Here is a 26,061-nt window from a genome sequence, read left to right on the forward strand (position 1 = left end):
GTTCCTCTTGAGATCGGGGCCGGGATGTCTTCCCAGCGACAATCACAAGACGGAGCGGTGCCGGCGCAGCCTTGGAAAAAAATCACATTAGTCGCGCGCGGTCTGAGCGCGCCTAATTCCGCGCGGTCACAATCCACGCCGCGCCGTCGATCTGCACCGACGCCTCTCCGGGGCGTTTCGCGAACGCAGCCCGAACAGCCGCCGCCGATTTCGCGCGAATATCGTCCGATTGGTCGGCAAGCGCACGCGACAACGGGCCGACCTGCAACGCCATGTCGAGTGCATCGTCGACCGCATCTTCGCGCGTTGCGCCGCGACCATAGGAAATGCTCGTGTCGAAGCGCGCGATGTCGATCGCGGTGAAGCCCGCTGCCAAAAGAATATCGGCGACCTTCTGCCGATCGCCAAAAGCGAAGGGACCGGGCGCATTTGGATCGGCAGGCACCGGCTGCACGATGTCGCGGATCGCGGCCATCGGCAGCCGCACCCAGTCATTCTCCTGCGCTCCGCGCCAGCATACGAACGCCAGCCGTCCGCCGGATTTCAGTGCCCGGCGCATATGCGTGAAGGCCGCAACGGGATCGTCGAAGAACATGACGCCGAAGCGCGAGAAGAGAAGGTCGAAATGTCCTGCAGGCAGCGGTGCCGTCGCGGCATCGGCGCATCGGAATTCGACTGGCGCACCGGCGGGCGCGGCGGCGCGGGCGATCTCGACGAGCTGTTCCGATATGTCGACGCCGAGGGCGTGCCCGCCGGGGCCGACCTGCTTTGCAAGCGGAAAGGTCGAGGTGCCCGATCCGCAACCGATATCGAGAACCCGTTCGCCGGCGCGCGCATCGGCCGCCGTGATCGCGGCATTGCCGAAATCCTCGAGCATCACATCCAGTCGCGCCAGATTGGCCGCCCAGCGCGTTCCGCTGTCGCCGTTCCAGTCATGCGTGGGGGCGGTCTCGACATCGGACATGCGCTTGCTCCTTTATTGCGAATTATTCGCAACTACGACGGTCGCCGGCGGAGCGCAAGGGGCGGCGAATAGCTATGCCCTGTTGCATCGCCCCCGACCATGCGACATTCCACCGACAGGACCGGCCGCGTGGGACCGGCAAGGGAGAGTCATGAGCGAACAGATCGTCACGGTGGACATCGGCGGCACGCATGCGCGCTTTGCGATTGCCGAGATCGAAGGCGGGCGTGTCCTGTTGCTTGGCGAGGCGACGACGCTCCATACAAAGGACCACGCAAGTTTCCAAACCGCCTGGCAGGATTTCGAACGTCAGCAGGGTGGAACTTTGCCACGCGCGGTTGCGATAGCCATCGCGGGGCCGACGCGCGGCGAGATCATCCGCTTCACCAATAATCCGTGGATCATCCGCCCCGCGCTGATCGGCGAGAAGATGAATGTCGACCGCTATGTACTCGTCAATGATTTCGAGGCGGTCGGCCATGCTGTAGCGCAGGCCGACGAGAATTATTTCGAGCGGCTGACTGGTCCCGACGAACCGCTTCCCGCGACGGGTACGATCACCATCATCGGCCCCGGCACCGGCTTGGGCGTCGCTCATATCTGGCGCGACGGCACGAATTACCGGGTGCAGGCGACCGAGGGCGGGCATATCGACTTCGCTCCGCTCGACAGCATTGAGGATGCGGTCCTTGCGCGGCTGCGCAAACGGCACCGGCGCGTGTCGATTGAGCGGATCGTCTCGGGTCCCGGCATCGTCGACATTTATGAAACACTCGCGGCACTCGAAGGGCGCGCGATCCCGCGGCTCGACGACAAGGCGATCTGGACCAATGCGCTCAGCGGCGATGACAGCCTGGCCGCGGCGGCGGTCGATCGCTTCTGTCTGTCGCTCGGCAGCGTCGCTGGCGACCTCGCGCTGGCGCAGGGCGCGAGCGGTGTCGTCATCGCCGGCGGCCTCGGGCTGCGTATCCGTGACAGCCTGGTGCGTTCGGGCTTCCCCGAACGATTTATCGAAAAGGGGCGTTTCGAAGGCTTTATGTCCGCGCTTCCGGTAAAGCTCATCACCCATCCGCAGCCGGGGCTGTTTGGTGCGGCGGCGGCGTTCGCGCGCCAATACGCCTGAATCTACAAATTCCGCTGGCATCGGGCCGCGAAAATCGGCAGCAATGATACTTCGATTTTTGAAGGATTCCATCGCTCGTGTCCGCCCGTCCCGTCCTCGGCATCATCGCCTGTAACCGGCAGGTCGGCTCCGAATATGCGCAGGCGGTGATGAACCGCTATGCGAAGGCCGCGATGCGCCATGCCGACTGTGCCGCGCTGCTCATTCCGTCGCTTCCCGACTATATGCGCGCCGACGAGATCGTCGGGCGGCTCGACGGCGTTTTGCTCACCGGCTCGCCATCGAACGTCGAGCCGGCACGTTATGGCGAGGAAGATGCAGGGGAGGGGCCGTTCGATCCCGATCGCGACCGCATGATGCGCGATCTGGTTGAGGCGGTGATTGCGGCGCAGAGGCCGTTGTTCGGCATCTGCCGCGGGTTCCAGGACATCAATGTCGCGCTCGGCGGGACGCTGCGGCGTGATACCGCGACGAACGGCGAACTGCTGCGCCACCACACGCCCGACGGGACATTATTCGATGCGATGTTCGATCATCGGCATCATGTCGATCTGGTCGAGGGTGGGATGCTCGCATCGGCATATGGGGCAGCGGCACTCGACGTGAATTCGGTGCATTATCAGGGCATCGGACGGCTCGCCAATGGCTTGTCGGTCGAGGCGCGCGCGCCCGACGGGCTGGTCGAAGCTTTCAGCGCGCGGCTGAACGGCGCGCCCCTTCTTGCCGTGCAGTGGCATCCCGAATGGGCGGTCGACGGCAACGAAGAGAGCCAGACCTATTTCCGCCTGCTCGGACAGGCGCTGCGGGGGGCGCTGTGAACCGGCGCGTCACCCGTTACGATCGCTATCTCGCGCGACTCTGCTTCTCGCCCTGATCCAAACCGGAGCTCTCGTTTCGTTCGTGTCGAGCGAAGTCGAGACACTCATTGTCGCAGCGCAAGATCGAGGAGCATCTCGACTTCGCTCGATGCGAACGGTTTTTATGAATTCAGGAGTTTTTCCATGCCCCGCAATCACGATATCGCCGAACTGCGCCGCCTCGACGTAGCGCACCATCTTCCCGCACAGGCCGACTGGGCCGAGATAGAGAAGCTCGGCGGCAGCCGCATCATCACGCACGCCGAGGGCTGCTATATCCACGACGGCGACGGCCACCGCATCCTCGACGGGATGGCGGGCCTGTGGTGCGTCAATGTCGGCTATGGCCGGGAGGAGCTGGTCGAGGCGGCGGCGGCGCAGATGCGCGAGCTTCCCTTCTACAACACCTTCTTCAAGACTGCGACGCCGCCGACGGTGACGCTCGCGGCGAAGATCGCGGGCCTGACCGGCAACCGTCTGCCGCATGTGTTTTTCAACGCCTCGGGCAGCGAAGCGAACGACACCGTGTTCCGCATGGTCCGTCATTATTGGAAGCTGAAGGGTGAGCCCAAGCGCACCGTCTTCATCAGCCGCTGGAATGCCTATCATGGTTCGACCGTCGCGGGCGTCTCGCTGGGCGGGATGAAGGCGATGCATGCGCAGGGCGACCTGCCGATCCCCGGCGTCGAGCATGTCCGCCAACCCTATGCCTATGGCGAAGGGCAGGGGATGACCGAGGAAGAGTTCTGCGATGCGTGTGTAAAGGCGATCGAGGACAAGATCCTCGAGGTCGGGCCCGAAAATTGCGCTGCCGTCATCGGCGAGCCCGTGCAGGGCGCGGGCGGCGTGATCATCCCGCCGAAGAGCTATTGGCCCAAGGTCGAGGCCGTCGCGCGCAAATATGGCCTGCTCGTCGTCGCCGACGAGGTGATCTGCGGGTTCGGGCGCACCGGCAAGATGTGGGGGCATGAGACGATGGGCTTCACTCCCGACCTGATGCCGATGGCGAAGGGGCTGTCGTCGGGTTACCTGCCGATCTCGGCCACCGCGGTCGCGGCGCATGTCGTCGAGGTGCTGAAGACCGGCGGCGATTTCGTCCATGGCTTTACCTATTCGGGGCATCCTGTCGCGGCGGCGGTGGCGCTCAAGAATATCGAGATCATCGAGCGCGAAGGACTGGTCGAGCGCACCGGCAGCGTCACCGGCCCGCATCTCGCCAAGGCGCTTGCGACGCTGAACGATCATCCGCTGGTCGGCGAAGCGCGCTCGATCGGGCTGCTGGGGGCGGTCGAGATTGTTGCCGACAAGGAAACGCGCGCGCGCTTTGGCGGGGCCGAGGGCACCGCGGGACCTATGGCGCGCGATGCGTGTATTGCGAACGGGCTGATGGTGCGAGGCATCCGCGACAGCCTCGTCATGTGCCCGCCGTTGATCATCACGACCGAGCAGATTGACGAGATGGTTGCCATCATCCGCAAATCTCTCGATGAGGTGCTGCCGAAACTCCGCGCGCTCTAAACAGGAAAGATCAAGACCTTATGCCCTCCGGCCTTTTTGCCCTGCTCGACGATATTGCGACGATCGCCAAGGTCGCCGCGGCGAGCATCGACGATATCGGCGCCGCGGCGTCGAAGGCCGGGGTCAAGGCGGCGGGAGTCGTTGTCGATGATACCGCGGTGACCCCGCGCTACGTCACCGGCTTTACTCCCGACCGCGAACTGCCGATCATCTGGCGGATCACCAAGGGGTCGATCTTTAACAAGCTGGTGCTGATCCTGCCGGCGCTGCTGCTGCTGTCGACGTTCGTGCCATGGGCGATCACCCCGCTGCTGATGATCGGCGGCGCCTATCTTTGCTTCGAAGGCGCCGAAAAGGTGCTGCACTCGCTGCAGAAGGACAAGACGAGCCTTGCCGAGGACGCCGCGATCGTCGCCGATCAGGACCATGAAGAGGCGATGGTGAAGGGCGCGGTGCGCACCGACTTCATCCTGTCGGCCGAAATCATGGTCATCGCATTGAACGAGGTGCTGGACGAACATTTCGCGATGCGCGCCGCGACGCTTGCGGTCGTCGCGATCGCGATCACGGTCGCCGTCTATGGCGTCGTCGGGCTGATCGTGAAGATGGACGATATCGGTCTGCATATGGCGAAAGAGGGCAATAGCGCGCGCCGCGCGATCGGGCGCGGGCTTGTCGCCTTCATGCCGAAGCTGCTTGCCGCGCTCGCGCTGATAGGCACAGCGGCGATGCTGTGGGTCGGTGGCCAGATTTTCATCCACGGGCTGGACGAATATCATATCGGCAATATTGGACACGGCCTCCACGATTTTGCGCATGCGGTGGCGGGTAACCTGCCGGGCGCGGGGGTGTGGGAATGGCTGATTAATGCCGGCGGGACGGGCATGTTCGGGCTGCTGCTCGGCGGCGTGATCGTTGGTCTGCTGCATCTGCTGCCGGGGAAGAAAAAAGAAGCGGGCGCGCACTAAATTCGTCACCCCGGACTTGATCCGGGGTCCATGACTTCGAAGCTACGATGGATCCCGGATCAAGTCCGGGATGACGAAGAGGGGAAACCAGTCGGCTACCCCAAGAGCACCACCGGGCTATCCGCCCGCCAGTGCATGCTCACCTTGTCGCCCCAGGTGAAATCATCCTGGTCGTGGCGCGATAGATTCGGGCGCGATACGCGGAGGCACGCGCCCGATTCCAGCTCGATCTCGAACAGCGTGATGTCGCCGAGGTAGCTCATCCCTTTGATCTTGCCGCGCGCGAAATTATAGCCGTCGGGCGCGTCTTGCGCAGCCGCTTTGACGGCTTTCCCTTCGCCGGGAACGTGGAGATAGATTTTCTCGGGGCGCAGCGCGATCCACACATCGGCGCCGTGCGGGCCGGTGACGCCGTGGTTCAGATAGACCTTGCCGAGCCCGGGGCAATCGACCGCGGCCTTGTCGGGATCGTCGAGCGTCAGCTTGCCCTCGAAGATGTTCACCGACCCGACGAAATCGGCGACGAAGCGGTTGGCGGGATATTCGTAGAGGTCCGACGGCGTTGCGAGCTGCGCCACCTCGCCCTTGTTGATGACGCCGATGCGGCACGCCATCGACAGCGCCTCGTCCTGATCATGGGTGACAGTGACGAAGGTGATCCCGACCTTTTCCTGCAGGTCCGACAGCTCGAACTGCATCTGTGCGCGGAGTTTTGCGTCGAGCGCCGAGAGCGGTTCGTCGAGCAGCAGCACCTTGGGGCGCATCACGAGGCTGCGCGCGAGCGCGACGCGCTGGCGCTGGCCACCCGACATCTGGTCGGGCATCCGCGTCTCGAACCCGCCGAGCTTGACCAGTTCGAGCGCCTCGGCGACGCGACCCTTGATCTCGCCGCCCTTCACGCCCGCAATCTTCAGGCCATAAGCGACATTGTCGGCGACACTCATGTGCGGAAACACGGCGTAGCTCTGGAAGACCATGTTCACCGGGCGCTTGTTCGGCGGGATGCCCGCCATATCCTGCCCGTCGATCAATATCTTGCCTTCGGACGGCAGCTCGAAGCCCGCGATCATCCGCAGCAGCGTCGTCTTGCCGCACCCCGACGGGCCAAGCAGTACGAAGAATTCACCCGCATTGATGTCGAGCGTAACATTGTCGACCGCGGTCACCTTGCCGAAGCGTTTCGAGACGTTCTGGATCTGGATGATCGGGCGTGCGGTTTCGGTCATGGTCAGTGGGTTTCCGCAATGGCTTTGACGCCCTGAAGCTTGAGCGCGACGAAGGTCAGGGCGACGGTGAGGAGGATGAGCAGCGTCGAGGCGGCGTTCACCTCGGGCGTCACCGAGAAGCGGACCATCGAATAGACTTTCACCGGGAAGGTGATCGTGTCGGGACCGCTGGTGAAATAGGTGATCACGAAATCGTCGAGGCTGAGCGTGAACGACAGGAGCGCCCCGGCGACGAGCGCGGGCTTGATGTGCGGGATCAGCACGTCGCGGAACACCTGCCATTCGCTGGCACCCAGATCCTTCGCGGCTTCTTCCTGCTCGCGGTTGAAGGTCGCGAGGCGCGAGCGCACGACCATCGTCACAAAGGGGAAGCAGAAGGTGATGTGCGCGATGGTGATCGCGCCGAGGTTGAACGGCCAGACCAGGTCTGTCGGCCAGTCGACCGCCGCGAAGAACATCAGGAAAGCGACGCCAAGGCAGATTTCGGGAACGATGATCGGCAGCGAGATCGTCCCGTCGACCGCGCTTTTGAGCGGGAAGCGGAAGCGCCACAGCATCACGGCCGCGACCGCGCCGAGCACGAGGCTGACGATCGTTGCGAGCGCCGCAATCGTCAGCGAATTGATCAGCGCTTCGACGAGCTGGTCGTTGCCGAGCGCCTTTTCATAATATTTGGTCGTGAAACCGCGCCACACGACGTTGCGCTTGCTGTCGTTGAAGCTGAAGATCATCAGCACGATTAGCGGCGCATAGAGGAAGACCATCACCGCGCCGACCCAGAGGCGCATCCACAGGGTGCGGCTATATTCGAGCGGTGCTACAGGCGTGCGGGCAAAGAGGGCCATCAGCGGACCTCGGGCACTTTTTTGCGCATCGACTGGATCGCGATCAGCGCGAACATTGCGTATATCAGCAAGAAGGAGAGCGCGGCGCCGAAGGGCCAGTCGTTCGCTTTCTTGAACTGGCGTTCGATGACGTTGGCGATCATCTGGCTGTCGGTCCCGCCCATCAGATCGGGCGTGAGATAAGCGCCGAGCGCGGGGATCAAAGTGATCATTACCCCTGCGACGATGCCCGGCGCGGCGAGCGGCACGACGATGCGCATGATCGTGCGGAAATGCCCCGCGCCGAGGTCGAGGCTCGCCTCGATCAGGCTGCGGTCGAGCCGGTCGAGCGCGGCGTAGAGCGGCAGGACCATGAAGGGCAGGTGGACGTAGACAAGCCCGAAGACGACCGCGAAATTATTGAAGAGCAGCTGCACCGGCTCCCATGTCGGGAGCGGCTGGAGCCCGACCAGCGTTTTGATCCAGCTCGTTCCCTCCCACAGCGCCCCAAGCCCTTTGTTGGCGAAGCCCTGCGTGCCGAGAAGCATCATCAGCGCATAGGTACGGATGAGCAAATTGGTCCAGAAGGGCAGCATGATGCCGAGCAGCAGCCACGGCCGCCATTTCTCGCTGGCAAAGGTGATTGCCATCGCGACAGGAAAGCCGATGATCAGGCAGATCAGCGTGACGAGCGCCGCGACCGCGAAGCTCTTGCCGAAAATGGTCAGGTACAGCCACTCGGTCGCGCGCTTATAATTGTCGAGCGTGCCCGAAATGTCGATTTCGGTCAGCCCCTTGTTTTCGCCGAAGCTGTAGAGCCAGACGATCGCCATGGGGACGAGGAAGAAGAGGATGATCCAGAACAGCGTCGGCAGCGATACCGCCGCAAAAACCCCCTTGTTCGTTTTCCAGTCCTGTTCGGCCACCCCCCGATGCCCCCTTCAGACCGTCAGGCCGCCCGGACCCGCGTGAAGGCTTCCTCGTACAGCGGCTGCAACTCGGGATTGAAGCGCGCATATTCGCATTTCGCGAGCGCTTCCGGAGGCGGGAAGATCACCGGGTTGTTCTTGTAGCTGTCAGGCATCAACGCCTTTGCCGCCGCGTTGGGCGTCGGGTAGAGGATCGTCTCGGTGATTTCCTTGTCGACGTTGGCGTCGAGGATATAGTTGATGAAGGCGTGGGCGTTCTTCGGATGCGGCGCCCCCTTCGGGATGCACAGATTGTCCGAATTGAGCTGGCTGCCTTCTTTGGGCACGACGAAGTCGATGTCGGCGTCCTCGACCATCGCCTGCGCGATGTCGCCATTATATTCGAGCACGACGTCGACGTCTCCCTTCAGCAACAGGTCCTGTCCGTCATCCTCGTGGAACTTCTTCACATTGGGCTTTTGCTTGATCATCATCTTCTCGATCGTCGCGATGTCCGCGGGGGTCAGCGCATTGACCGATTTGCCGAGATATTTACCATAGAGACGGAACATGTCGCCGGCCTCCGACAACCAAGCGATGCGGCCGGCATATTCGGGGCTGTCGAACAGTATCTTCCAGCTGTCGGGCTTTGCCGACACTTTCGACTTGCGATAGCCGATCCCGAGCGCGAGCCAGGTGTAGGGCATCGAATATTTGCGCTGCAGGTCATATTCGACGTTGATATAGGCCGGGTCGATATTCTTCTTGTTCGGAATTTGCGCATGGTCGAGCGGCAGCAGCATGCCCGCCTTGTGCATCCGCTCGACGAAGTCGTTCGACGGCACGATCACGTCATAACCGGGGTTGCCGGCCTTGAATTTCGCGAACAGCACGTCGTTGCTGTCGAACAGGTCCATCGTGACGTCGACGCCCGTCGCTTCCTTGAAATTGTCGAGCGTATTCTCGCCGATATAGGTGTCCCAATTGTAGAAGTTGAGCTTGGCTTCCTCGCCGTTCGAGAGCTTCTTGCCGCCCTCCTTGCTGCACGCCGCGAGACCGCCGAAGCTGATGCCGATTGCCGCGACTCCCATCGCTTGCAGAAGCGAGCGGCGCCCGCGGGTTTGCTTGATCAGTTCGAACGGATCCATGTCGCAGCCTCCCTGTATGTGACGTCAAGCTGACTCAATAAAGTCGGCTTGGAAAGAGCTTTTTTGCGCCGCACCAAGTTTCTTTGAAACTTTCATGCGTTGCGTAGATACCAATCGTAATCGAGCGTCGGGACGACGCCGAAATAGCGATCCTGCTCGACGCGCTTCACGATGCTGAACATGTCGACGAAACGGGTGCCGAGATAGTCGCGCATCAGCTTCGATGCGTGGAAACGGTCGACCGCGGCGAACCAGTTCGACGGCGGCTTGTCGTCGCCGCTGTTGTCGCGGTCGTAGCCGTTGCCGACGACCGCCGTGCCGGGATCGATCTTGTTCGTCATGCCGTGGTGCATGCCCGCGAGAACCGCCGCGACCGCAAGATAGGGGTTCGCATCGGCGCCGCACGCGCGATGCTCGACATGGCGGCTCGGTGGTGGGCCTGCGGGGATGCGGAAGGACACGGTGCGGTTGTTGACGCCCCAGGTCGGCGCGACGGGAGCATAGCTGTTCGCCTTGAAGCGCCGATAGCTGTTCGCGTGCGGCGCGAAGAGCGCAAACGCGTCGCCGACGCTGCCGATCATGCCGCCGATCGCGTGGCGCAGCGCGGGAGTGCCTTCGGGATCGTCGCTGGCAAAGATATTGGCGCCGCTGGCATCGTTAACCGAGACGTGGATGTGCATGCCGCTGCCCGCTTGTTCGGCAAACGGCTTGGCCATGAACGTAGCCTCGAGGCCGTGTTGCTGGGCGATCGCCTTGACGAGCCGCTTGTACATGATCGCATCGTCGCAGGCGCGCAAGGCATCGGGCTTGTGGCGCAATGTCAGTTCGAACTGGCCGGGCGCGAATTCGGAGATGGCACTTTCGAGCGGGAGATCCTGCACGTCGGTCGCGGCGTAGAGCGCGTCGAAAAAGGGACGGAAATCGTCGAGTTCGCGCAGACCGTAAACCTCGACATTGCGCGGCGTATCGCGGCTGTAGCCGGGGCGGGCGGGCCGGATGGCGCCATCGCGGGCGCGGCGCGGGTCGACGAGGTAAAATTCGAGCTCGACTGCGAGCACCGGGGTCAGCCCGTCGGCGGTAATGCGGTCGATCACGCCGCCGAGCACATGGCGCGGGTCGAGATCGTGCGGCGTGCCGTCGAGCTCGTAGAAATCGACGAGAAATTGCGCGGCGTTGTCGCCGCCCCACGGGGTACGGACGAGGGTGCCGGGGATCGGCTTCATCGAGCGATCGGCGTCGCCATCCTCCCAGACGAGGCCGGTTTCGACCGTGTCCTGCCCGGTGATGTCGACAACCGTGATCGAGCCGGGGAACATGCGCCCGCTCTCATACACGGCGAGAACCTCATGCTGGCGCAGCCGCTTACCGCGCGGCACGCCGCCGAAGTCGGTGTAGATCATCTCGACCGAATCGACCTCGGGGTTCGCCTTGAAAAAGGCTTCCGCCTCCGAACGCGGCGCGATCACGCCCGATGACTTCGACATCGCCCCACTACTCCTTCAATGCACGCACGCAGTCGGCGAATGCGCCGACCAGCCGGTCGATCTGGTCGTCCGCGGTAACCGGGCTCACCAACATCATATTGTGAAACGGCGCCAGCAAAATCCCGCGCGTTGCGAGGAAGAGGTGGATCGCCGCTTCGAGTTCGGGATGCATCGCCGCCTTCGCCTCGCCGCCGTTGCTTGGCGGGGCGGGGCAGGTCAGGAATTCGACGCGGGCGCCGACCTGCGTGACGTGCCAGTCGAGGCCGGCGATGGCGATTTCCTGCTCCAGCCCGGCAACGAGCCGCGCCGCACCGCGCAGCATGTGGTCATAGGCGGCGGGCGTGATGACGTCGGACAGCATCGCATCCATCGCAGTGATGGCCAGCGCGTTGGCGGACAGCGTGGTGCCGATGCCGCTGTGCCCAGAGGGGCGCGAGGCGTTCAGTGCAGCCATGCGATCAGCGACCGCCGCCGAAAACCCGTAGACGGCGCAGGGCACGCCGCCGCCGATCGACTTGCCGACGACGATCAGGTCGGGGGTGGGGCCGTGCGTGACGCCATGGCCGCCATAGCCGGAGGAAATCGTATGCGTTTCGTCGAAGACGAGGAGCGTCCCGGTCTCGTCGCAAAGCCGGCGGAGCGTCGCCAGAAAGCCCGGCGCATCGCGCACCATGCCGACGTTGGTCATCACCGGCTCGGCGAGTACGCACGCGATGTCGCCGCCGCGGAGCGCCATCGCCAGGGCTGCCTCGTCATTGAACTCGATCACCGTGGTGGTGTCGCGTAAGTCGTGGACCTGTCCGACCAGGCTGGCACGCATCGCGGGCGCGCCGCCCTTCAGGTCGACAAAGGCGTCGTCGACCGCGCCATGGTAGGCGCCGTTGAAGGTCAGTATTTTGGGGCGCCCGCTGATCCCGCGGCACCAGCGGATCACAGCGCGATTGGCTTCGCTGGCGGTCGTCGCGACCTGCCATAAAGGCAGGCCGAACATCGCCGCGAGGCGCTGTGACAGCGTCGCGCCGCGTTCGGTCGGGAGCATATAGCTCAGCCCTTCGGCCGCCTGCTTCGCCAGCGCTGCGGCGAGCGCGGGCGGCGAATGGCCGAACAGGCTGGCGGTGTCGCCGAGGCAGAAATCGTCGTAGCGCTGCCCGTCGATGCTCGTCAGCGTCGCGTCCTTCGCCGATGCGGCGACGATCGGCACCGGGCTCGGCCAGTCGCGCATCCAGTGGAAGGGGACCGACTGGAACCAGCCCTTCGCGGCCACGTGATGCGCGAAGGCGCGTGGGTTGGCGGTGCGGAAACGCTCTGCCTCGCGGCTCGCGACGCGGGCGATGGCCGCATCCGAGATCACCCGAGCTTGTCCTTCATCGCATAATAGAGCAGCCCGAGCGTCGCGAGCGGTTGGCGCAGCCATTTGCCGCCGGGGAAGGGCTTTGAAGGCAGATTTGCCAGCACATCGAAGCGTTCGGCAGTCCCGGCCATCGCCTCGGCGATCAATTCGCCCGCCAACGTCGTGACCAGCGCGCCGTGCCCCGAAAAGCCGTGCGCGTAAAAGACATTCCCGCGCCGCCCGATATGCGGCAGCCGGTTCATCGTCACCGCCACCGCGCCGCCCCAGCCATAGTCGATCTTCGCATCGGCGATCTGCGGGAAGACCTCCGCCATGAAGGGCCGGACGAATGCTGCGATGTCGCGTGGTGGAGTCTGCGAATAGCGCTCACCGCCGCCGAAGATCAGGCGTTTGTCGGCCGACAGGCGGAAATAGTTGAGCACGAAGCGGCTATCGGCGACGGCGGCGTTGCTCGGCAACAGAGCGTCGGCGTTCGCGAGCGGCGCGGTCGCGATGTTATAGTTCATAATCGGCACGGTGTAGCGGCCGAGGTCGGGCTCGACCTCGCCGATCCAGCTATCGGTGGCGTCGATGACAAAGCGCGCGGCGACATGGGCTTGGTCGGTCATCACGCCGAGGCCATCGGGCGTATCGGTGATCCTGTGGGCGCTCTGACCTTCCCAGATGCAGACGCCCTCTGCTTCGGCCGCCCGTGCAAGGCCGATCGCATAGTTCAGCGGATGGAAATGCCCGCCCTGCGGATCGTGGATGCCGCCGTGGTAAAGCGGGCTGGCGATATGCGCGCCCATGTCGTTCTTCTCGATGACGTGGCTCTGGTAGGCAAAGCGCGTCGCCAGAAACTCGGCCTCGCGCTTCATCGCGTCGAAATCCCTCGGCGTCCACGCGGACTCGAGATGTCCGGCTTTCAGGTCGCAATCGATGCGATGTTTTTCGATGCGCGCTTTCACCGGATTTGCGCGCCAGCACAGGTCGAACAGCGCATCGGCGCGGTCGCGGCCGAATTCGCCCTCAAGTTCGGACGCCGACCAGCGAAGGCCGGGGATCAATTGTCCGCCGTTACGGCCCGACGCACCGAAGCCGACATGTTCGCGCTCGATCAGGATCACCGAAAAGCCGCGCTCGGCGCAGGCGAGGGCAGCGGACAGCCCCGTGAAGCCGCCGCCGATGACTGCGACATCGAACGAAAGGTCCCCGCCCATTTCATATGCCGAACGCCACCGATGCGCGGTCGCGGCATAATAGCTGTTGGCGAGCGGATCGGTCATGGCCGGGCTGCCGGTCAGACCCGCATCAACAGATGTTCGCGTTCCCAGCTCGACACGACCGACTGGTAGTTGAACAGCTCATAATCCTTCACCGCGAAGAAGATTTCGAAGAAGTCGTCGCCGAGCAGATTGCGAACCTTCTTGCACGAAGCGAAGCGATCGAGTGCGGCTTCGAGCGTGCGCGGCAGGGTGCGGGCGCGGTTATAGGCGCTGCCGGTGATCGGTTTTGCGGGCACCATGCGGTCGACCATCCCGATATAGCCGCAGATCAGCGAGGCGGAGATCGCGAGATAGGGGTTGCTGTCGGCGCCCGGCAGGCGGTTTTCGACGCGGCGGTTATTCTTGTCCGAAATCGGAACGCGGAAGCCGCACGAGCGGTTATCCTCGCCCCACTGGACGTTGATCGGCGCCGCGCTGTCAGGACGCATTCTGCGAAAACTGTTCACATTGGGCGCCCATAGCGGCGAGATTTGCGGCATGTAGCGCACGAGCCCGGCGATATAGCTGCGGAACATCGCGCTATCGCGGCCGTTGGCGACCGAAAACAGGTTCTTGCCGGTCACCGCATCGACCACCGACTGGTGGATATGCATCGCGCTGCCCGGCTGCCCCGCCATCGGGTTTGCCATGAAGGTCGCGTAGACGTCGTGCTGCTTCGCGACGTTGCGCACGACGCGCTTGAACAGGAAGACCTCGTCGGCGAGCCGCAGCGGGTCGCCATGTTCGAAATTGACCTCGAGCTGTGCGGCGCCCATTTCGTGGATCATCGTGTCGATATCGAGCCCCATCAGCTCGCAATCGTCATAGATATGATCGATGATATCCTCATACTCGTTCATCGCCTCCAGCCCATAGGGCTGGCTCGCGGTTTCGCTGCGCCCCGACTGGCCGACGGGCGGGGTCAGCGGGAAATCGGGGTCGGCATTTTGCGAGACGAGATAGAATTCGACTTCGGGCGCGATGATCGGTTTCCAGCCCTTTTCGGCGTAGAGGCCGAGCACCTTCTTCAGGATCGTGCGCGGGGCGATATCGACCTCGGTCCCGTCGCCGTTGAACGCGTCGGCGATCACGAAGGCGGTGGGCGAGGTGAAGCCGGGCGCGACGCAGATCGTGGTCGGGTCAGCGATCAATATCTTGTCGGGATCCTTGTCCCAGATGTCGTCGATATCCTCGGGATAATGGCCGTCGATCGTACAGATGAAGACGCTGCCCGGGATGCGCAGCGACTTGTCCTTCACCGATGACAGAAACTTCTTGGCCGGCAGCACCTTGCCGCGCTGGACCCCGTTGATGTCGGGGACGATACATTCGACTTCGTCGATTTTATGGTCGCTGATCCATTGTTCCAGATTGACTGACATGCGCCCCCGATTGGGCCGAGGCTCGGCCCGTCTGTGGAAAGGCCAGCGTATCGTAAGGTTGGACGCAGCGCCAGAGGGGGCGGTTATCCGGCCATCTTCGGTATCATTTCATGCCGGATTCTTCGCTTGCGCGAAATCGGCGCCCCGTCATCTTGGTCATACTGGACTTGACCCCGCATCCGCCGCATCCTCGGCGCCGCGCGATAGTCGCATTTGAATATGCTGGAAGGAGATTGAGGCGATGCGGGGAGAAAACGACCATCTAGCGTCCTTCTGGATGCCGTTTACCGCCAACCGCGCGTATAAGGCGAACCCGCGCCAGCTCGTCTCCGCGAGCGGCATGCATTACCAAAGCGCCGACGGGCGGACCATCCTCGACGGCACGTCGGGCCTCTGGTGCAGCAATGCGGGGCATTGCCGGCCCGAGATCACCGAAGCGATCGCCAAAGCCGCAGCAACGCTCGATTTTGCGCCGACTTTCCAGCTGGGTCACCCGTTGCCGTTCGAACTGGCGCAGCGGCTTGCCGCGCTGATGCCCGACGGGCTCGATCGGATATTCTTTACCAACAGCGGATCCGAATCGGTTGATACGGCGCTGAAAATTGCGCTGAACATCCAGCGTGCCAAGGGGCAGGGAACGCGCACGCGGCTGATCGGGCGCGAGCGCGGCTATCATGGCACGGGCTTTGGCGGGATCAGCGTCGGCGGCCTCGTCAACAACCGCCGCACCTTCGGTGGCGGGCTGCCCGGCGTCGACCATATTCGCCACACGCACGACATCGAACGCAACGCCTTCGCGCGCGGTTTTCCGCAGCATGGCGCGGAACTGGCGGACGATCTCCAGCGGCTGGTCGACCTGCACGGCGCCGACACGATCGCGGCGGTGATCGTCGAACCGATGGCGGGCTCGACCGGGGTGCTTGTGCCGCCGGTCGGCTATCTTCGGCGCCTGCGCGAAATCTGCGACAAGCATGGTATCATCCTGATCTTTGACGAGGTCATAACCGCGTTCGGCCGAATAGGCGGCGCGACCGCGGCGGGGACCTGGGGTGTGACGCCCGACATCATCACGATGGCGAAGGGGCTGACCAACGCGGCGGTGCCGATGGGCGCGGTCGCGGTGAAACGCGACCTCCACGATGCGGTGATCGACAGCGTGCCGGGCGGGATCGAGCTGTTCCACGGCTACACCTATTCGGGGCATCCGCTCGCTAGCGCGGCGGGTCTTGCGACGCTCGATCTCTATGCGCGCGATGGCCTGTTCGACCGCGCGAATGAACTCGGCAGCTATTGGGAGGATGCTGCGCACAGCCTGAAAGGCGCGCGCCATGTCATCGATATTCGCACGATCGGGCTGGTTGCGGGCATCGAACTCGAGCCGCGTGCAGGAGCGCCGACGGCGCGCGCGATGGAACTGTTCCACGCCTGCTTCGACAATGGTTTGCTTGTTCGCGCGACGGGCGACATCATTGCGCTATCGCCGCCGCTGATCGTCAAAAAGACGCAGATTGACGAGATGTTCGGGAAGATTGCCGAATTTCTGGGCCGCATCGACTGACGGGAATAGCCGTCAGTCGGCGGCGACGTTGGCTTCCGCCTTGGCGGCTGCCGCCGCGACTTGCCGCGCGCGCGTGGCTTCGGTCTGGATCAGCCGCTCGGCCATCGTGCGCCACGCCTGTTCGGCGCGCAGATTGCGGTCGCGGACTTGCGACAATGTGCTTTCCGCCGCGTCGGCCGCGCATTTGTCTGCCTGGATCAGGTAGAAATCGCTGGTGTTCGACATGGCGGAAATCCTTAGGGTTAGGGTGTTGAAGGTCGGTTTGAACCGGAGAGGTCAGTCGACCATTTGGGCGATCAGGCGGCGAAGTTCGCGCCGCGTCAGCGTCGGCGATCGCCGCGCTGGCTTTTCGGCCCGCGCATCGATCGCGGAATAGGGCCGAAGAAGGGAGGGAAATGCATTCAAATTAAAGTTCATAATATCCTGTAATCATTATTTTGTTTTGGTTGGGTATTCAGCGTCGATTTCCCTTGCGGGGCCCGCCTCCGGCCGGACCGGCGCCGCGATCGCGATAAACGATGCGGCCCTTGGTGAGGTCGTAAGGCGTCATTTCGACGCGTACGGCGTCGCCCACGACCGACCGGATGCGAAAACGTCGCATCCGGCCTGCCGTGTAAGCGATGATCCGATGATCATTTTCCAGAACGACGCCAAAGCGTCCGTCGGGAAGGATTTCATCGATCTGGCCGTCGAGGGTCAGTAGTTCCTCTTTGGCCAAAAGATCAGGCCGACTGGATGTTGACGGCGGCGGTTTTGCCGCGCTGGTCGGTTTCCAGATCATAGGAAACGCGCTGATCCTTGTTCAGCGTCGTCATTCCGGCGCGTTCGAGGGCGGTGATGTGGACGAAATTATCGCCCGAGCCGTCTTCGTTCGCGATGAAGCCATAACCTTTTTCGGTGTTGAAGAATTTTACGGTGCCGATGGGCATGGGGTCGTTCCTTTCACGGAAGCGGAGTTACCACCGGCCATATGCCGATGGCGCCAGGTAGCGTGAGGATGGAAGTGTCCGCCAATCAGGCAAAAAAATCCGTCGTAGGCGACGATAGCCTGCTGAAGATGGGGCTTGAGCTATGAAAAGTCAAGGATAGGCTTGGATTCGCGCGCCGTCATGCCTGCGCGAGCAGGGGAAAGGCCACCGAAACGCGCGTGCCTTTGCCGACTTCGCTGTCGATGTCGAGCTGTCCCTGATGACGCTCACTGATGTGTTTGACGATGGCGAGGCCGAGACCCGTGCCGCCCACCGAACGGCTGCGCGCTTCGTCGACGCGATAGAAGCGTTCGGTCAGGCGCGGCAGATGATCGGGCGCGATGCCGTCGCCCTGATCGCTGACCGCAAGCCGCACACGGCCGCCCTCGCGCACCAGTTCGACCGTTACCGGCGTTCCCGCGTGGCCGTACTTCATCGCGTTCGAAATGATATTGTGCGCGAGCTGCCCCAACTGCGCCTCGTCGCCGAGCACCGGTTGCGGGGCGTCGCCCAGCCGGGCGACGATGTCTTTGGTGCGCGGCTGTTCGCTATCGCGCAATTGCGCGATCGTGGTCTGGACGATGACGGCCAGATCGACCGGCGTTGTTGGGCGGCGAAAACGGTCGGCCTCGACGCGCGAAATCGACAGAAGGTCGATGACGAGCTGCTGCATCCGCCGCGCTTCGCGATCGATGATCGACAGAAAGCGATTGCGCGTCGGCGCGTCGGCCTCGCCGTTCATTTCCTGGAGCGTTTCGACATAGCCGAGGATCGCGGCGAGCGGCGTGCGCAGTTCGTGGCTGGCGTTGGCCACAAAGTCGGATCGCATGCGGTCGGCGGCGTCGATCGCCGACCGGTCGGACAGGAAGATGATATATTCGCTGCCCGACAGCGCGGCGATGCGCATCGTCCAGCGCTGGCCGGGGCGCGGAAAATCGATCAGATTGACCGTTTCGAGAGGGTCTTGCCCGTCGATCCGTGACAGCCAGTCGGTCGCCGCGGGATGGCGGATCGCGGTGCGGACGTCGGCGCCGACGATGTGCCGGCCCAGCAGCCGGATCGCGGCGTCGTTGGCGATGGTGACGATATTGTCGGCGGTGCCGATCAAGGGCTCCTTTTCCTGATCGACCCAATGGGCAAAATCGGGATGGCGGAGCAAGGAGACGGGCGGGGCGGGCGCGGTTTCGGGGGTGACGCCCTTCGCGTCGGGCAAGGCGACCGGAAGCGCGCTGTAGACGGTGGCGGCGGCGAGAAAGCCTGCGAGCACCATTATGGCGATCGACAGCGGGTCGCCGCCGGTCAGCGTAGCGAAAATCGCCGCGATGGCGACCAGCGTCAAAGCGATGACCAGGCTGGAAAGGCGATCGAACATCGCCATTGCGCCTCGCACGAAGCGGTGATGGTGCGCAAGGATGTTTACGGCAATTAACGTCCTGGCCGCGAATGTCCCAAAGCGGGAAGGGCAAGGCGGCGACCCGTCTTTTGCTTTTCCTTGGCGCTTCATTGGGTTATGCGCGCAACATGGAAAATAGCGACATTCCCGCCGAAAATCCCGTGGAGACGGACGAAGCCATCCCGTCGCGGCGCAGGATGCTCGCGCTCGGCGCCGTTGGCGTTTCCGCCGCGTTGACGATCCGTCCCGCCTTTGCGCAGACCGCGGTGTCGGTGATGAATTGCCAGATTCCCGTTCCCGGCCCGACGGGCGCCGGCAAATATATCGATACCGCGGGCAAGCTGGTCCCGCCGGGCACCAAGGGCGCATTTCCGGGCTCGGTGCGCCCATTCACGGGCGAGGAAGTGAAGCGCGCGTTCCGTGGGCAGACGCTGCCCGGCACGACGTACAATCAGTCGCAGGCCTATCTCCAATATATCCGGCGCTTGCAGGCGGGACAGAGCGGCTTTACCTGTTTCGCATCGATCACGATGACGCGCTGATTTTCGCTCCTTTGAGGCGATGTCGGTTCGGCCGCATCGTCAACCAAAGGAGTTCCCGTGAAACTAGCTTCGCTCAAACAGGGCCGCGACGGCCGCTTGGTCGTCGTTTCGGACGACCTTGCCTGGTACGCCGACGCCGGCCAGATCGTCCCGACGATGCAGGCGGCGCTCGACAATTGGGCCTATGCCGCTCCCCGCCTCGCGGCACTGGCCGAGGATCTCAACCACGACGCGATCCCGAAGGATCGCTTTCACGAACATGATGCCGCATCGCCACTGCCGCGCGCCTATCAGTGGGCCGACGGCAGCGCCTATGTGAACCATGTGGCGCTGGTGCGGCAGGCACGCGGCGCCGAAATGCCCGACAGCTTCTGGCACGATCCGCTGATGTATCAGGGCGGCAGTGACGCCTTTTTGGGACCGCGCGACCCGATCCCGCTCGGCGACCCCGCGTGGGGCTGCGATATGGAGGCCGAAGTGGTGGTTGTGACGGGCGACGTGCCCAAGGGGATCGATGCCGCCGCAGCACGCGAGACGATCCTGCTCGTTGGCCTGACTAACGATGTGTCGCTGCGCGGCCTGATCCCGGCGGAACTCGCTAAGGGCTTTGGCTTTTTCCAGTCGAAGCCGTCGAGCGCGATGTCGCCTGTGTTCGTGACGCCAGATGCGCTGGGCGATCGCTGGAAGGACGGCAAGCTGCACGGCACATTATCGGTCGACCTCAACGGCCAGCCGCTCGGGCGCGCCGACGCCGGGGTCGACATGACCTTCGATTTCGGTGCGCTGATCGCGCATGCGGCCAAAACGCGCGACCTGGGCGCGGGTACAATCATCGGGTCGGGCACGGTGTCGAACCGCGATGCCGATGGCGGGCCGGGCAAGCCGATCGCCGCTGGCGGTCTCGGCTATAGCTGCCTGGCCGAAGTCCGGACGGTCGAAACGATCCAGCAGGGCGAACCCAAGACGCCGTTCATGCAAAAGGGCGACGCGGTTCGTATCTGGATGGACGACGACCGGCATCACAGCATCTTCGGTGCGATCGAACAGAGCGTGGGCTGATAGCAAAAGAGGGCGGAATTGTTTCCGCCCTCTCTCTATTTCGTGCCGCTGTTGCCGGCTATTTGGCGCCCAGGCTGCCGCCGGACATCGCGTCGCTCAGCGAACAGGCCGCCGGGCCCAGGATGACGACGAACAGCACCGGCAGAATGAACAGGATTAGCGGCACCGTCATAATCGCAGGCAGGCGTGCGGCTTTTTCCTCGGCGCGCATCATGCGCTCGTTGCGGAATTCGGCCGACAGGACACGAAGCGCGCTGGCGAGCGGCGTGCCGTATTTCTCAGTCTGGATCATGGTCGTGACCACGCCCTTCACCGATTCCAGATTCACCCGATAGGCGAAGTTTTCGAAAGCCTGGCGGCGTTCGGTCAGAAAGCCGAGCTCGATCGACGTCAGCGCGAATTCTTCGCCGAGTTCGGGATACGCCCGGCCCAGTTCCTTCGAGACGCGGGCAAAAGCGGAGTCGACCGTCAAACCGGCTTCGGCGCAGATGACGAGCAGGTCGAGCGCGTCGGGCAAGCCTTTGCGGATCGCGTGCGTACGCTTCTGCCGCTTATTGTCCACGAAAAGGTCGGGTGCCTTGTAGCCGAGTATCAAGGCGCCCATCGTATACATGGACCGCTTGAACGACGTCAGGTCGGGCCACATATCGACCCAATAGATCAGGAAAAGAGCGAGGCCGCCGAAGATGATCGGCAGCACCATGCGGCCGAAAATGACCGCCACGGCGAGATCCTTCGACCGGATACCGGCCTGTGCCAGCTTTTGCTGAACCTCCTTGACCTGTCCTTCCTGCAGCACCTGAAGCCGGCCGAGGAAGGTCCGCATCTTGTCGGCGGTCTGGTTCTTGCGGACGAGCCGTGCGCGGCGTTTCGCGGTCGAGGCGGTGATGCCCGCCTTCAACTGCTCGCGCCGATCGTTCAGCGCCTTGACGCGCTTGGTCATCGGATTGCGAACGGTCAACGCGTTGTAGATCGCGAACAGGACGGCAAAGACGCCGACCGCCGCGAGCATTGTACCGGCCCAAACGACGTCGATGCCGAGGATTTTCGGCCCGGCTTGTGCGCCGGAGAAAGCCGAAGAGAGAAGGAGGCCGCTGTTCATTTATATGCCCCCGTCAGATTTCGAAGTTGACCATTTTGGCCATGATGCCGGCGCCGATGCTCATCCAGACAAGCCCGCCCAATCCGGCAATGATGAGCCGCTCTTCGACAAAAAAGCCCGCCAAATAGCCGGGGTTCACCGTCCAGACGACGCCGAACACAAAGAAGGGCAGTGCGCCGACGATATAGGCGGAAGCTTTCGCTTCGGACGACATCGCCTTGATCTTCAGCTTCATCTGGGCGCGCTTGCGCAAAACGTCGGACAGATTGGCGAGTGTTTCCGCCAGGTTGCCGCCCGTTTCGCGCTGGATCTGGATCGTGATGCAGAAGAATTGGAATTCGGGCGTGCCGAGCATTTCCGCCGTTTCCTGCAACGCCGCTTCCATCGTGTTGCCGATACGGATGCGTTCGACGACGCCCTTGAATTCCTCGCCGACGGGCCCGGGAAGTTCCTGGCTTACCACCTGGAAGGTTTCGGTGACCGGCAGACCGGATTTCAGGCCGCGGACCAGCAGGTCGATAGCGTCGGGAAAGCGGGCGTTGAACGCCTTGACACGCCTGTTGATCGTCATGCCCACGACAAGATAGGGCAAGCCGAGCCCGAGGAGCAATCCAACCAACGCGGCCATCAGGAACGGCGCGCGCACGATGAGCATGCCGCCGGTTGCCACGACGAACACGATCATCGACGCGAACATATATTGCGTCAGCGTCCAGGTCTTGCCGGTCCGGCGGATGCGCTTTTCCAGCTCGTCCCGGCGCGGCAGCAACGCGGCCAGCGATGAATCGCCATTGCGGCCCGACTGGATCGTCTTGCGCATCTGCGCCGCCACCACCGCTTCGGTCGAGGCCGCATGGCGATCCTTGACCATCGCCAGCCGTCGCGTTTTCGCCTGGCCTGCCGACGGCCCGCCCAGCAGGATCACGAGGAGGGCAAAGGCCAGAAAGGCCCCGGCGATGATAAGGATGACTGGCAGATTCATGGTCAGCTGATGTCCGCTTCTATCGCTGGAGGTGGTGACGGCCCGTCAGGCGCGCCGTCACGCCGCCTGTTTCGCGCCCTTTTTCGTCAGGCCGAGCTTGCCGAGCAGCGAGCCGCCCGATTTGCTCTTTGCGGTGACAATCTGCGCTTCCTCGGCTTCGACATCGGCGCCGTCGAGGATGATGCGCATCAGGTTGCTCCACACCAGCGCCGACTTGGTGCCTTTGCATGTTTCGGCATAGGATTTGCCGAGCTTTGCCGATTGGGCGACCAGCTTCGGATCGAACGGGATGACGATGTCGATCGGTCGTTCGATCGACGATTCGAATTCCTTGCGCGACAGCTCGCCGATGGCGTTCTGAAACTTGTTCGCGACGAGTATGACGCGCGCGCCCGGGATGTTCTGCTTGAACCAGGACAGGAGGCGGATCGTGTCGCGCGCCGCGGCGAGCGTCACGTCGCTGACGAGCAGGATCGTACCCGCTTCCGACACGAGGTGCGGGAAAGGGATCAGCACCTGGCGCGGGATGTCGACGATCGTCATCTCGAAGGCCGAGCGCAGTTCTTCTTCCAGCTGGAAAAAGGCCGAACCGTCGGTCATCACCGGCTGATGGATCGGCGCTTCGGCCGACAGCAGGCTGAGCTTGTCCGACGCGCGCACCATGGCGCGTTCGATGAACAGCCCGTCGATGCGGCTGGGATTGTCGATGGCGTCGATCAAGCCGCGGCCCGGTTCGAGGTCGAGTGTCAGCGCGCCCGTGCCGAAATGAATGTCGAGATCGAGCAGCGCCGTCTGTCGGCCCGCCTGTTCGCTGATCGCCCAGGCGAGCGAAGTCGCGACGAGCGACGCACCGACGCCGCCGCGTACACCGACAACGCCCATCATGTGATGCGGCTTGTCGTCGTGCATATCGGCATGCTTCGGCGCCGACAGCATGGCTTGCGCCATGGTGAGCGATTCGCGGACCTGGTCGAGCGACAGCGGCTTCAGCAGATAATCCTGGATACCGCTGGACAGAAGGTCGCGGTACAGGCGAACGTCGTTCACCTGACCCGCGGCGATCACGACAGTACCCGGCTCGCAGACTTCGGCCAGCGCATTGATGTCGTTGATCGGATCGCCCGATTCCGACATGTCGACGAACAGGATGTTCGGGCTGGCGGAAACCGAAAGCGACTGCACGGCGTTGCGCAGGCCACCCTTATTACATTTTTCGATTGGCCAGCCCATGTCGTTGACCGCGGCGCGGATCAGATCCAGCGTATCGTCGTCGCAGACGAAGGCGTTGAAGGGATCACGCGCGCCTGCTGATTTGAAAGGAGCGTTCACTGGCCGCCTCCGCTGGTAGGTGCTTTGGTCAGTTCGCCTGCACCGGTTTGGGGTTTGGTACGATAGGTCTGGATCGCGCGCGTCGCCGCCGTCGGATCGCTGCCCGTGTTGCTGGCGCCCTTGATCAGGTCGTTCGGATCGGCGACCATCGAGGCGAGGTTGCTGTTGATCGCGCAGCCATAGTTCGACGACGTCGAGTTGGTCGGGTTGATCGACGATTTGCTGTCCCAATTGGGGCAGCCGGGCACGGATGCCGTCGCCCGGGTCACGACGACGCGCAGATGGCCCTGCGGCACCGCGCCGGTCGTTATCGGGACGTCCCTGCTGAGCAGCAGCCCGCGGCGTTCGACCATCGACCGGACGGTCGCCAGTGCTGAGCCGGTGCCATAGGCTGACGGATCTTCGATCGCGACACGGTCGCCATAACGAACCCCCATCGAATCGAGCCAGCCTTGCAGGCGGCCCTGTTCGCTGGGCGGCAGTTCGCCGTTCGAAGCGGCAACATCGAATTGATAGATGGCATTGCGCACGACGGGCTGGTGGACCGACTCGAGGCTGCGGTTGCTGACCGCCGCGCCAGTGCAGCCGGCGAGCGACGTGGCCAGAGCCAGGACCGTCCAAGTTGCGATTTTTTTCATCACTTTGCTCCTGAAATCCGGCGCTTCACTTGATGCTGAAGCCGGGCGATGCGTCGCCGCTGCCCCGCGGGCGATCAGCGTCGCCGACCGAGGTGTCGAGCCGCGGTTTGGGGCGATCGCCGCCTGTCACGCCGTTGCTTGTCTGGTTGAGCAGCAACCGCTGCAGATCGTTCGCATCCTGATAAGCGTCGGTCGGGAGCTTGATGTCGTTCGCCGATACCGGCTGAACCAGATAGGGGGTTACGACGATGACGAGTTCGGTTTCGCCGCGCCGGAAGCTGTCGGACTTGAACAGCGTCCCAAGCACCGGAATATCACCGAGGCCAGGGATTTTGTCGATCGCGCCGATCGAGCGATTGTTGAGCAATCCCGCGATCATGAAGCTTTCGCCCGAGCCGAGTTCGACCGTGGTTTCAGCGCGGCGGATCGTCAGCGCGGGCACCTGAAAGTTTTGCAGCACGATCGCGCCTTCGGTCGACAGTTCCGATACTTCGGGGCGAACACGCAGACTGATCCGTCCGTTGGACAGCACCGTCGGCGTATAGGACAGGCTGACGCCATATTTGCGATACTCAATCGTCGTACCGGCCAAGTTGCCGGGGACGGGGATCGGGAATTCGCCGCCTGCGAGGAAATCGGCCGTTTCACCCGAAATGGCGGTCAGGTTCGGTTGGGCCAAGGTTGCGACCATGCCCGACCGTTCGCCGACGTCGAGCGAGGCGATCAGATCGAGACCGAACAGGCGCCCCGCTCCGGCGAGGGTGTTCGTTCCGGGGATCGTGTTGAAGGTATAAGAGGTGCTGCCGTCGGGATTGGTGGTGATCGTGCCAGCCCTGCGACCACGGGCTATCCCGCCCAGGAAGCCGCCCGTAACGTCTTGTGTTATGAGGTTGCCGCTCATTTCCTTGACCAGCGAGCGGTTCACTTCGGCAATGCGGACCTGCAGATTGACCTGCAGCGGCGTCGCCGTACGCAGCCGCGACAGAACCTTCGTCTGCTCGCCGACGAACGCCTGCACCAGCCGTTCGGCTTCGGCGGCATCGTCGGGCGACTGGACCGTCCCGGTGAGCAGCACAAAGCCGTTCATCGGGTTGGCCGAAATGCTGGCCTCGGGCATGGCGAGCGACAGCATCTGGTCGATCGTCTCGATATTGTTGCCGACGCGGGCGACGGTCGAGAAAACGACCCGGCCGCTGGCGTCGGTGGCATAGATGCTGGTTTCGCCTGGCTTCTTGCCAAAGATATAGAGCTGGCGGTTCGACCGAACCTGGACGTCGGCGACCGCGTCGTCAGCGACGAAGACGTCGGACATAGAGGCCGGGAGGCTAACCAGGCGGCCGCGGCCCACCGACAGTTCGATGCTGCTGCTGGCATTCTGGACGGCCTGGGCGATAGCGGGCGCCGAAGGTGCCGCTGCCAGCGTGGCTGCCACCAGGCCGATGGCCAGGGTGCGGGCCAGAGCCGCCGCCTTGAATTTGGCTGTGCTGTTCATC

At 63.3% G+C, this 26,061-nt stretch carries 25 protein-coding genes; 7 read left to right on the top strand and 18 right to left on the bottom strand.

Annotation, left to right across the window (positions count from 1 at the left end):
- Positions 1 to 112: 112 nt before the first annotated feature.
- Positions 113 to 964, bottom strand: coding sequence for a class I SAM-dependent methyltransferase (locus V8J55_RS12925; protein ID WP_336446050.1), 852 nt, complete (start codon positions 962 to 964; stop codon positions 113 to 115).
- A 151-nt stretch (positions 965 to 1,115) separates the two neighbouring features.
- On the opposite strand from V8J55_RS12925, the gene V8J55_RS12930 reads away from it, so the two are divergent.
- The 4 genes from V8J55_RS12930 to V8J55_RS12945 all read left to right on the top strand — a co-directional run bounded on the left by V8J55_RS12930 (position 1,116) and on the right by V8J55_RS12945 (position 5,430).
- On the top strand, positions 1,116 to 2,087 hold the full coding sequence (locus tag V8J55_RS12930) for a glucokinase (RefSeq protein ID WP_336446051.1): 972 nt from the start codon (positions 1,116 to 1,118) through the stop codon (positions 2,085 to 2,087).
- A gap of 77 nt (positions 2,088 to 2,164) precedes the next feature.
- Positions 2,165 to 2,905, top strand: a complete 741-nt coding sequence (locus tag V8J55_RS12935) for a gamma-glutamyl-gamma-aminobutyrate hydrolase family protein (RefSeq protein WP_336446052.1) — start codon at positions 2,165 to 2,167, stop codon at positions 2,903 to 2,905.
- Between the two features lie 183 nt (positions 2,906 to 3,088).
- Positions 3,089 to 4,462: an aspartate aminotransferase family protein gene (locus V8J55_RS12940; protein WP_336446053.1), complete on the top strand. Its 1,374-nt coding sequence runs from the start codon at positions 3,089 to 3,091 to the stop codon at positions 4,460 to 4,462.
- A 20-nt stretch (positions 4,463 to 4,482) separates the two neighbouring features.
- Entirely contained in the window at positions 4,483 to 5,430 is a 948-nt protein-coding gene (locus V8J55_RS12945; protein WP_336446054.1) for a DUF808 domain-containing protein, read from the top strand.
- Between the two features lie 95 nt (positions 5,431 to 5,525).
- Here V8J55_RS12945 and V8J55_RS12950 read toward each other — a convergent pair whose 3' ends face one another.
- The 8 genes from V8J55_RS12950 to V8J55_RS12985 all read right to left on the bottom strand — a co-directional run bounded on the left by V8J55_RS12950 (position 5,526) and on the right by V8J55_RS12985 (position 14,997).
- On the bottom strand, positions 5,526 to 6,656 hold the full coding sequence (locus V8J55_RS12950; RefSeq protein WP_336446055.1) for an ABC transporter ATP-binding protein: 1,131 nt from the start codon (positions 6,654 to 6,656) through the stop codon (positions 5,526 to 5,528).
- Between the two features lie 2 nt (positions 6,657 to 6,658).
- Complete coding sequence (locus V8J55_RS12955) at positions 6,659 to 7,501, bottom strand: ABC transporter permease (RefSeq protein WP_336446056.1); 843 nt, start codon at positions 7,499 to 7,501, stop codon at positions 6,659 to 6,661.
- Positions 7,501 to 8,406, bottom strand: a complete 906-nt coding sequence (locus tag V8J55_RS12960; protein WP_058538437.1) for an ABC transporter permease — start codon at positions 8,404 to 8,406, stop codon at positions 7,501 to 7,503. Before V8J55_RS12960 ends, V8J55_RS12955 begins: the two co-directional genes overlap by 1 nt.
- Before the next feature lie 23 nt (positions 8,407 to 8,429).
- Positions 8,430 to 9,536 (bottom strand): ABC transporter substrate-binding protein, encoded by a 1,107-nt coding sequence (locus tag V8J55_RS12965; protein WP_336446057.1) that lies wholly within the window; start codon positions 9,534 to 9,536, stop codon positions 8,430 to 8,432.
- A gap of 92 nt (positions 9,537 to 9,628) precedes the next feature.
- Complete coding sequence (locus tag V8J55_RS12970; RefSeq protein WP_336446058.1) at positions 9,629 to 11,020, bottom strand: glutamine synthetase family protein; 1,392 nt, start codon at positions 11,018 to 11,020, stop codon at positions 9,629 to 9,631.
- A gap of 7 nt (positions 11,021 to 11,027) precedes the next feature.
- On the bottom strand, positions 11,028 to 12,371 hold the full coding sequence (locus V8J55_RS12975; RefSeq protein ID WP_336446059.1) for an aspartate aminotransferase family protein: 1,344 nt from the start codon (positions 12,369 to 12,371) through the stop codon (positions 11,028 to 11,030).
- Positions 12,368 to 13,636 (bottom strand): NAD(P)/FAD-dependent oxidoreductase, encoded by a 1,269-nt coding sequence (locus tag V8J55_RS12980; RefSeq protein WP_336446060.1) that lies wholly within the window; start codon positions 13,634 to 13,636, stop codon positions 12,368 to 12,370. The genes V8J55_RS12975 and V8J55_RS12980 overlap by 4 nt, the downstream gene beginning before the upstream one ends.
- Positions 13,637 to 13,650: 14 nt before the next feature.
- Positions 13,651 to 14,997 carry a glutamine synthetase family protein gene (locus V8J55_RS12985; protein WP_336446061.1) on the bottom strand — a complete coding sequence of 449 codons (1,347 nt, stop codon included), beginning with the start codon at positions 14,995 to 14,997 and terminating at the stop codon, positions 13,651 to 13,653.
- A 241-nt stretch (positions 14,998 to 15,238) separates the two neighbouring features.
- On the opposite strand from V8J55_RS12985, the gene V8J55_RS12990 reads away from it, so the two are divergent.
- Positions 15,239 to 16,555 carry an aspartate aminotransferase family protein gene (locus V8J55_RS12990; RefSeq protein WP_336446062.1) on the top strand — a complete coding sequence of 439 codons (1,317 nt, stop codon included), beginning with the start codon at positions 15,239 to 15,241 and terminating at the stop codon, positions 16,553 to 16,555.
- A gap of 12 nt (positions 16,556 to 16,567) precedes the next feature.
- Here the strand turns inward: V8J55_RS12990 and V8J55_RS12995 are convergent, their stop codons facing one another.
- The 4 genes from V8J55_RS12995 to V8J55_RS13010 form a co-directional block, all read right to left on the bottom strand.
- On the bottom strand, positions 16,568 to 16,780 hold the full coding sequence (locus V8J55_RS12995; RefSeq protein ID WP_037515273.1) for a hypothetical protein: 213 nt from the start codon (positions 16,778 to 16,780) through the stop codon (positions 16,568 to 16,570).
- Between the two features lie 229 nt (positions 16,781 to 17,009).
- Positions 17,010 to 17,273, bottom strand: coding sequence for a translation initiation factor IF-1 (gene infA, locus V8J55_RS13000; protein WP_056374851.1), 264 nt, complete (start codon positions 17,271 to 17,273; stop codon positions 17,010 to 17,012).
- A gap of 4 nt (positions 17,274 to 17,277) precedes the next feature.
- Entirely contained in the window at positions 17,278 to 17,484 is a 207-nt protein-coding gene (locus V8J55_RS13005) for a cold-shock protein (protein ID WP_037515275.1), read from the bottom strand.
- A 178-nt stretch (positions 17,485 to 17,662) separates the two neighbouring features.
- Complete coding sequence (locus V8J55_RS13010) at positions 17,663 to 18,895, bottom strand: ATP-binding protein (protein WP_336446063.1); 1,233 nt, start codon at positions 18,893 to 18,895, stop codon at positions 17,663 to 17,665.
- 149 nt (positions 18,896 to 19,044) lie between these two features.
- Here V8J55_RS13010 and V8J55_RS13015 point away from each other — a divergent pair, with 149 nt between their 5' ends.
- Positions 19,045 to 19,458: a hypothetical protein gene (locus V8J55_RS13015; protein ID WP_037515497.1), complete on the top strand. Its 414-nt coding sequence runs from the start codon at positions 19,045 to 19,047 to the stop codon at positions 19,456 to 19,458.
- Between the two features lie 57 nt (positions 19,459 to 19,515).
- A complete protein-coding gene (locus V8J55_RS13020) occupies positions 19,516 to 20,517 on the top strand; it encodes a fumarylacetoacetate hydrolase family protein (RefSeq protein WP_336446064.1) in 1,002 nt (333 codons plus the stop codon).
- A 58-nt stretch (positions 20,518 to 20,575) separates the two neighbouring features.
- Here V8J55_RS13020 and V8J55_RS13025 read toward each other — a convergent pair whose 3' ends face one another.
- From V8J55_RS13025 to V8J55_RS13045, 5 genes are read right to left on the bottom strand one after another with little or no spacing between them, the layout of a single operon-like run.
- Positions 20,576 to 21,619 (bottom strand): type II secretion system F family protein, encoded by a 1,044-nt coding sequence (locus tag V8J55_RS13025; protein WP_336446065.1) that lies wholly within the window; start codon positions 21,617 to 21,619, stop codon positions 20,576 to 20,578.
- Between the two features lie 13 nt (positions 21,620 to 21,632).
- Entirely contained in the window at positions 21,633 to 22,601 is a 969-nt protein-coding gene (locus V8J55_RS13030; protein WP_336446066.1) for a type II secretion system F family protein, read from the bottom strand.
- Positions 22,602 to 22,658: 57 nt separating this feature from the next.
- The gene (locus tag V8J55_RS13035; protein ID WP_336446067.1) at positions 22,659 to 23,930 is read right to left on the bottom strand and encodes a pilus assembly protein CpaE; all 1,272 of its coding nucleotides are present in this window, start codon (positions 23,928 to 23,930) and stop codon (positions 22,659 to 22,661) included.
- Positions 23,927 to 24,568, bottom strand: coding sequence for a CpaD family pilus assembly protein (locus V8J55_RS13040; RefSeq protein ID WP_336446068.1), 642 nt, complete (start codon positions 24,566 to 24,568; stop codon positions 23,927 to 23,929). Before V8J55_RS13040 ends, V8J55_RS13035 begins: the two co-directional genes overlap by 4 nt.
- A 25-nt stretch (positions 24,569 to 24,593) precedes the next feature.
- On the bottom strand, positions 24,594 to 26,060 hold the full coding sequence (locus tag V8J55_RS13045) for a type II and III secretion system protein family protein (protein WP_336446069.1): 1,467 nt from the start codon (positions 26,058 to 26,060) through the stop codon (positions 24,594 to 24,596).
- Position 26,061: the final 1 nt, after the last annotated feature.

Source organism: Sphingopyxis sp. CCNWLW2 (assembly GCF_037095755.1).
GTDB lineage: Bacteria > Pseudomonadota > Alphaproteobacteria > Sphingomonadales > Sphingomonadaceae > Sphingopyxis.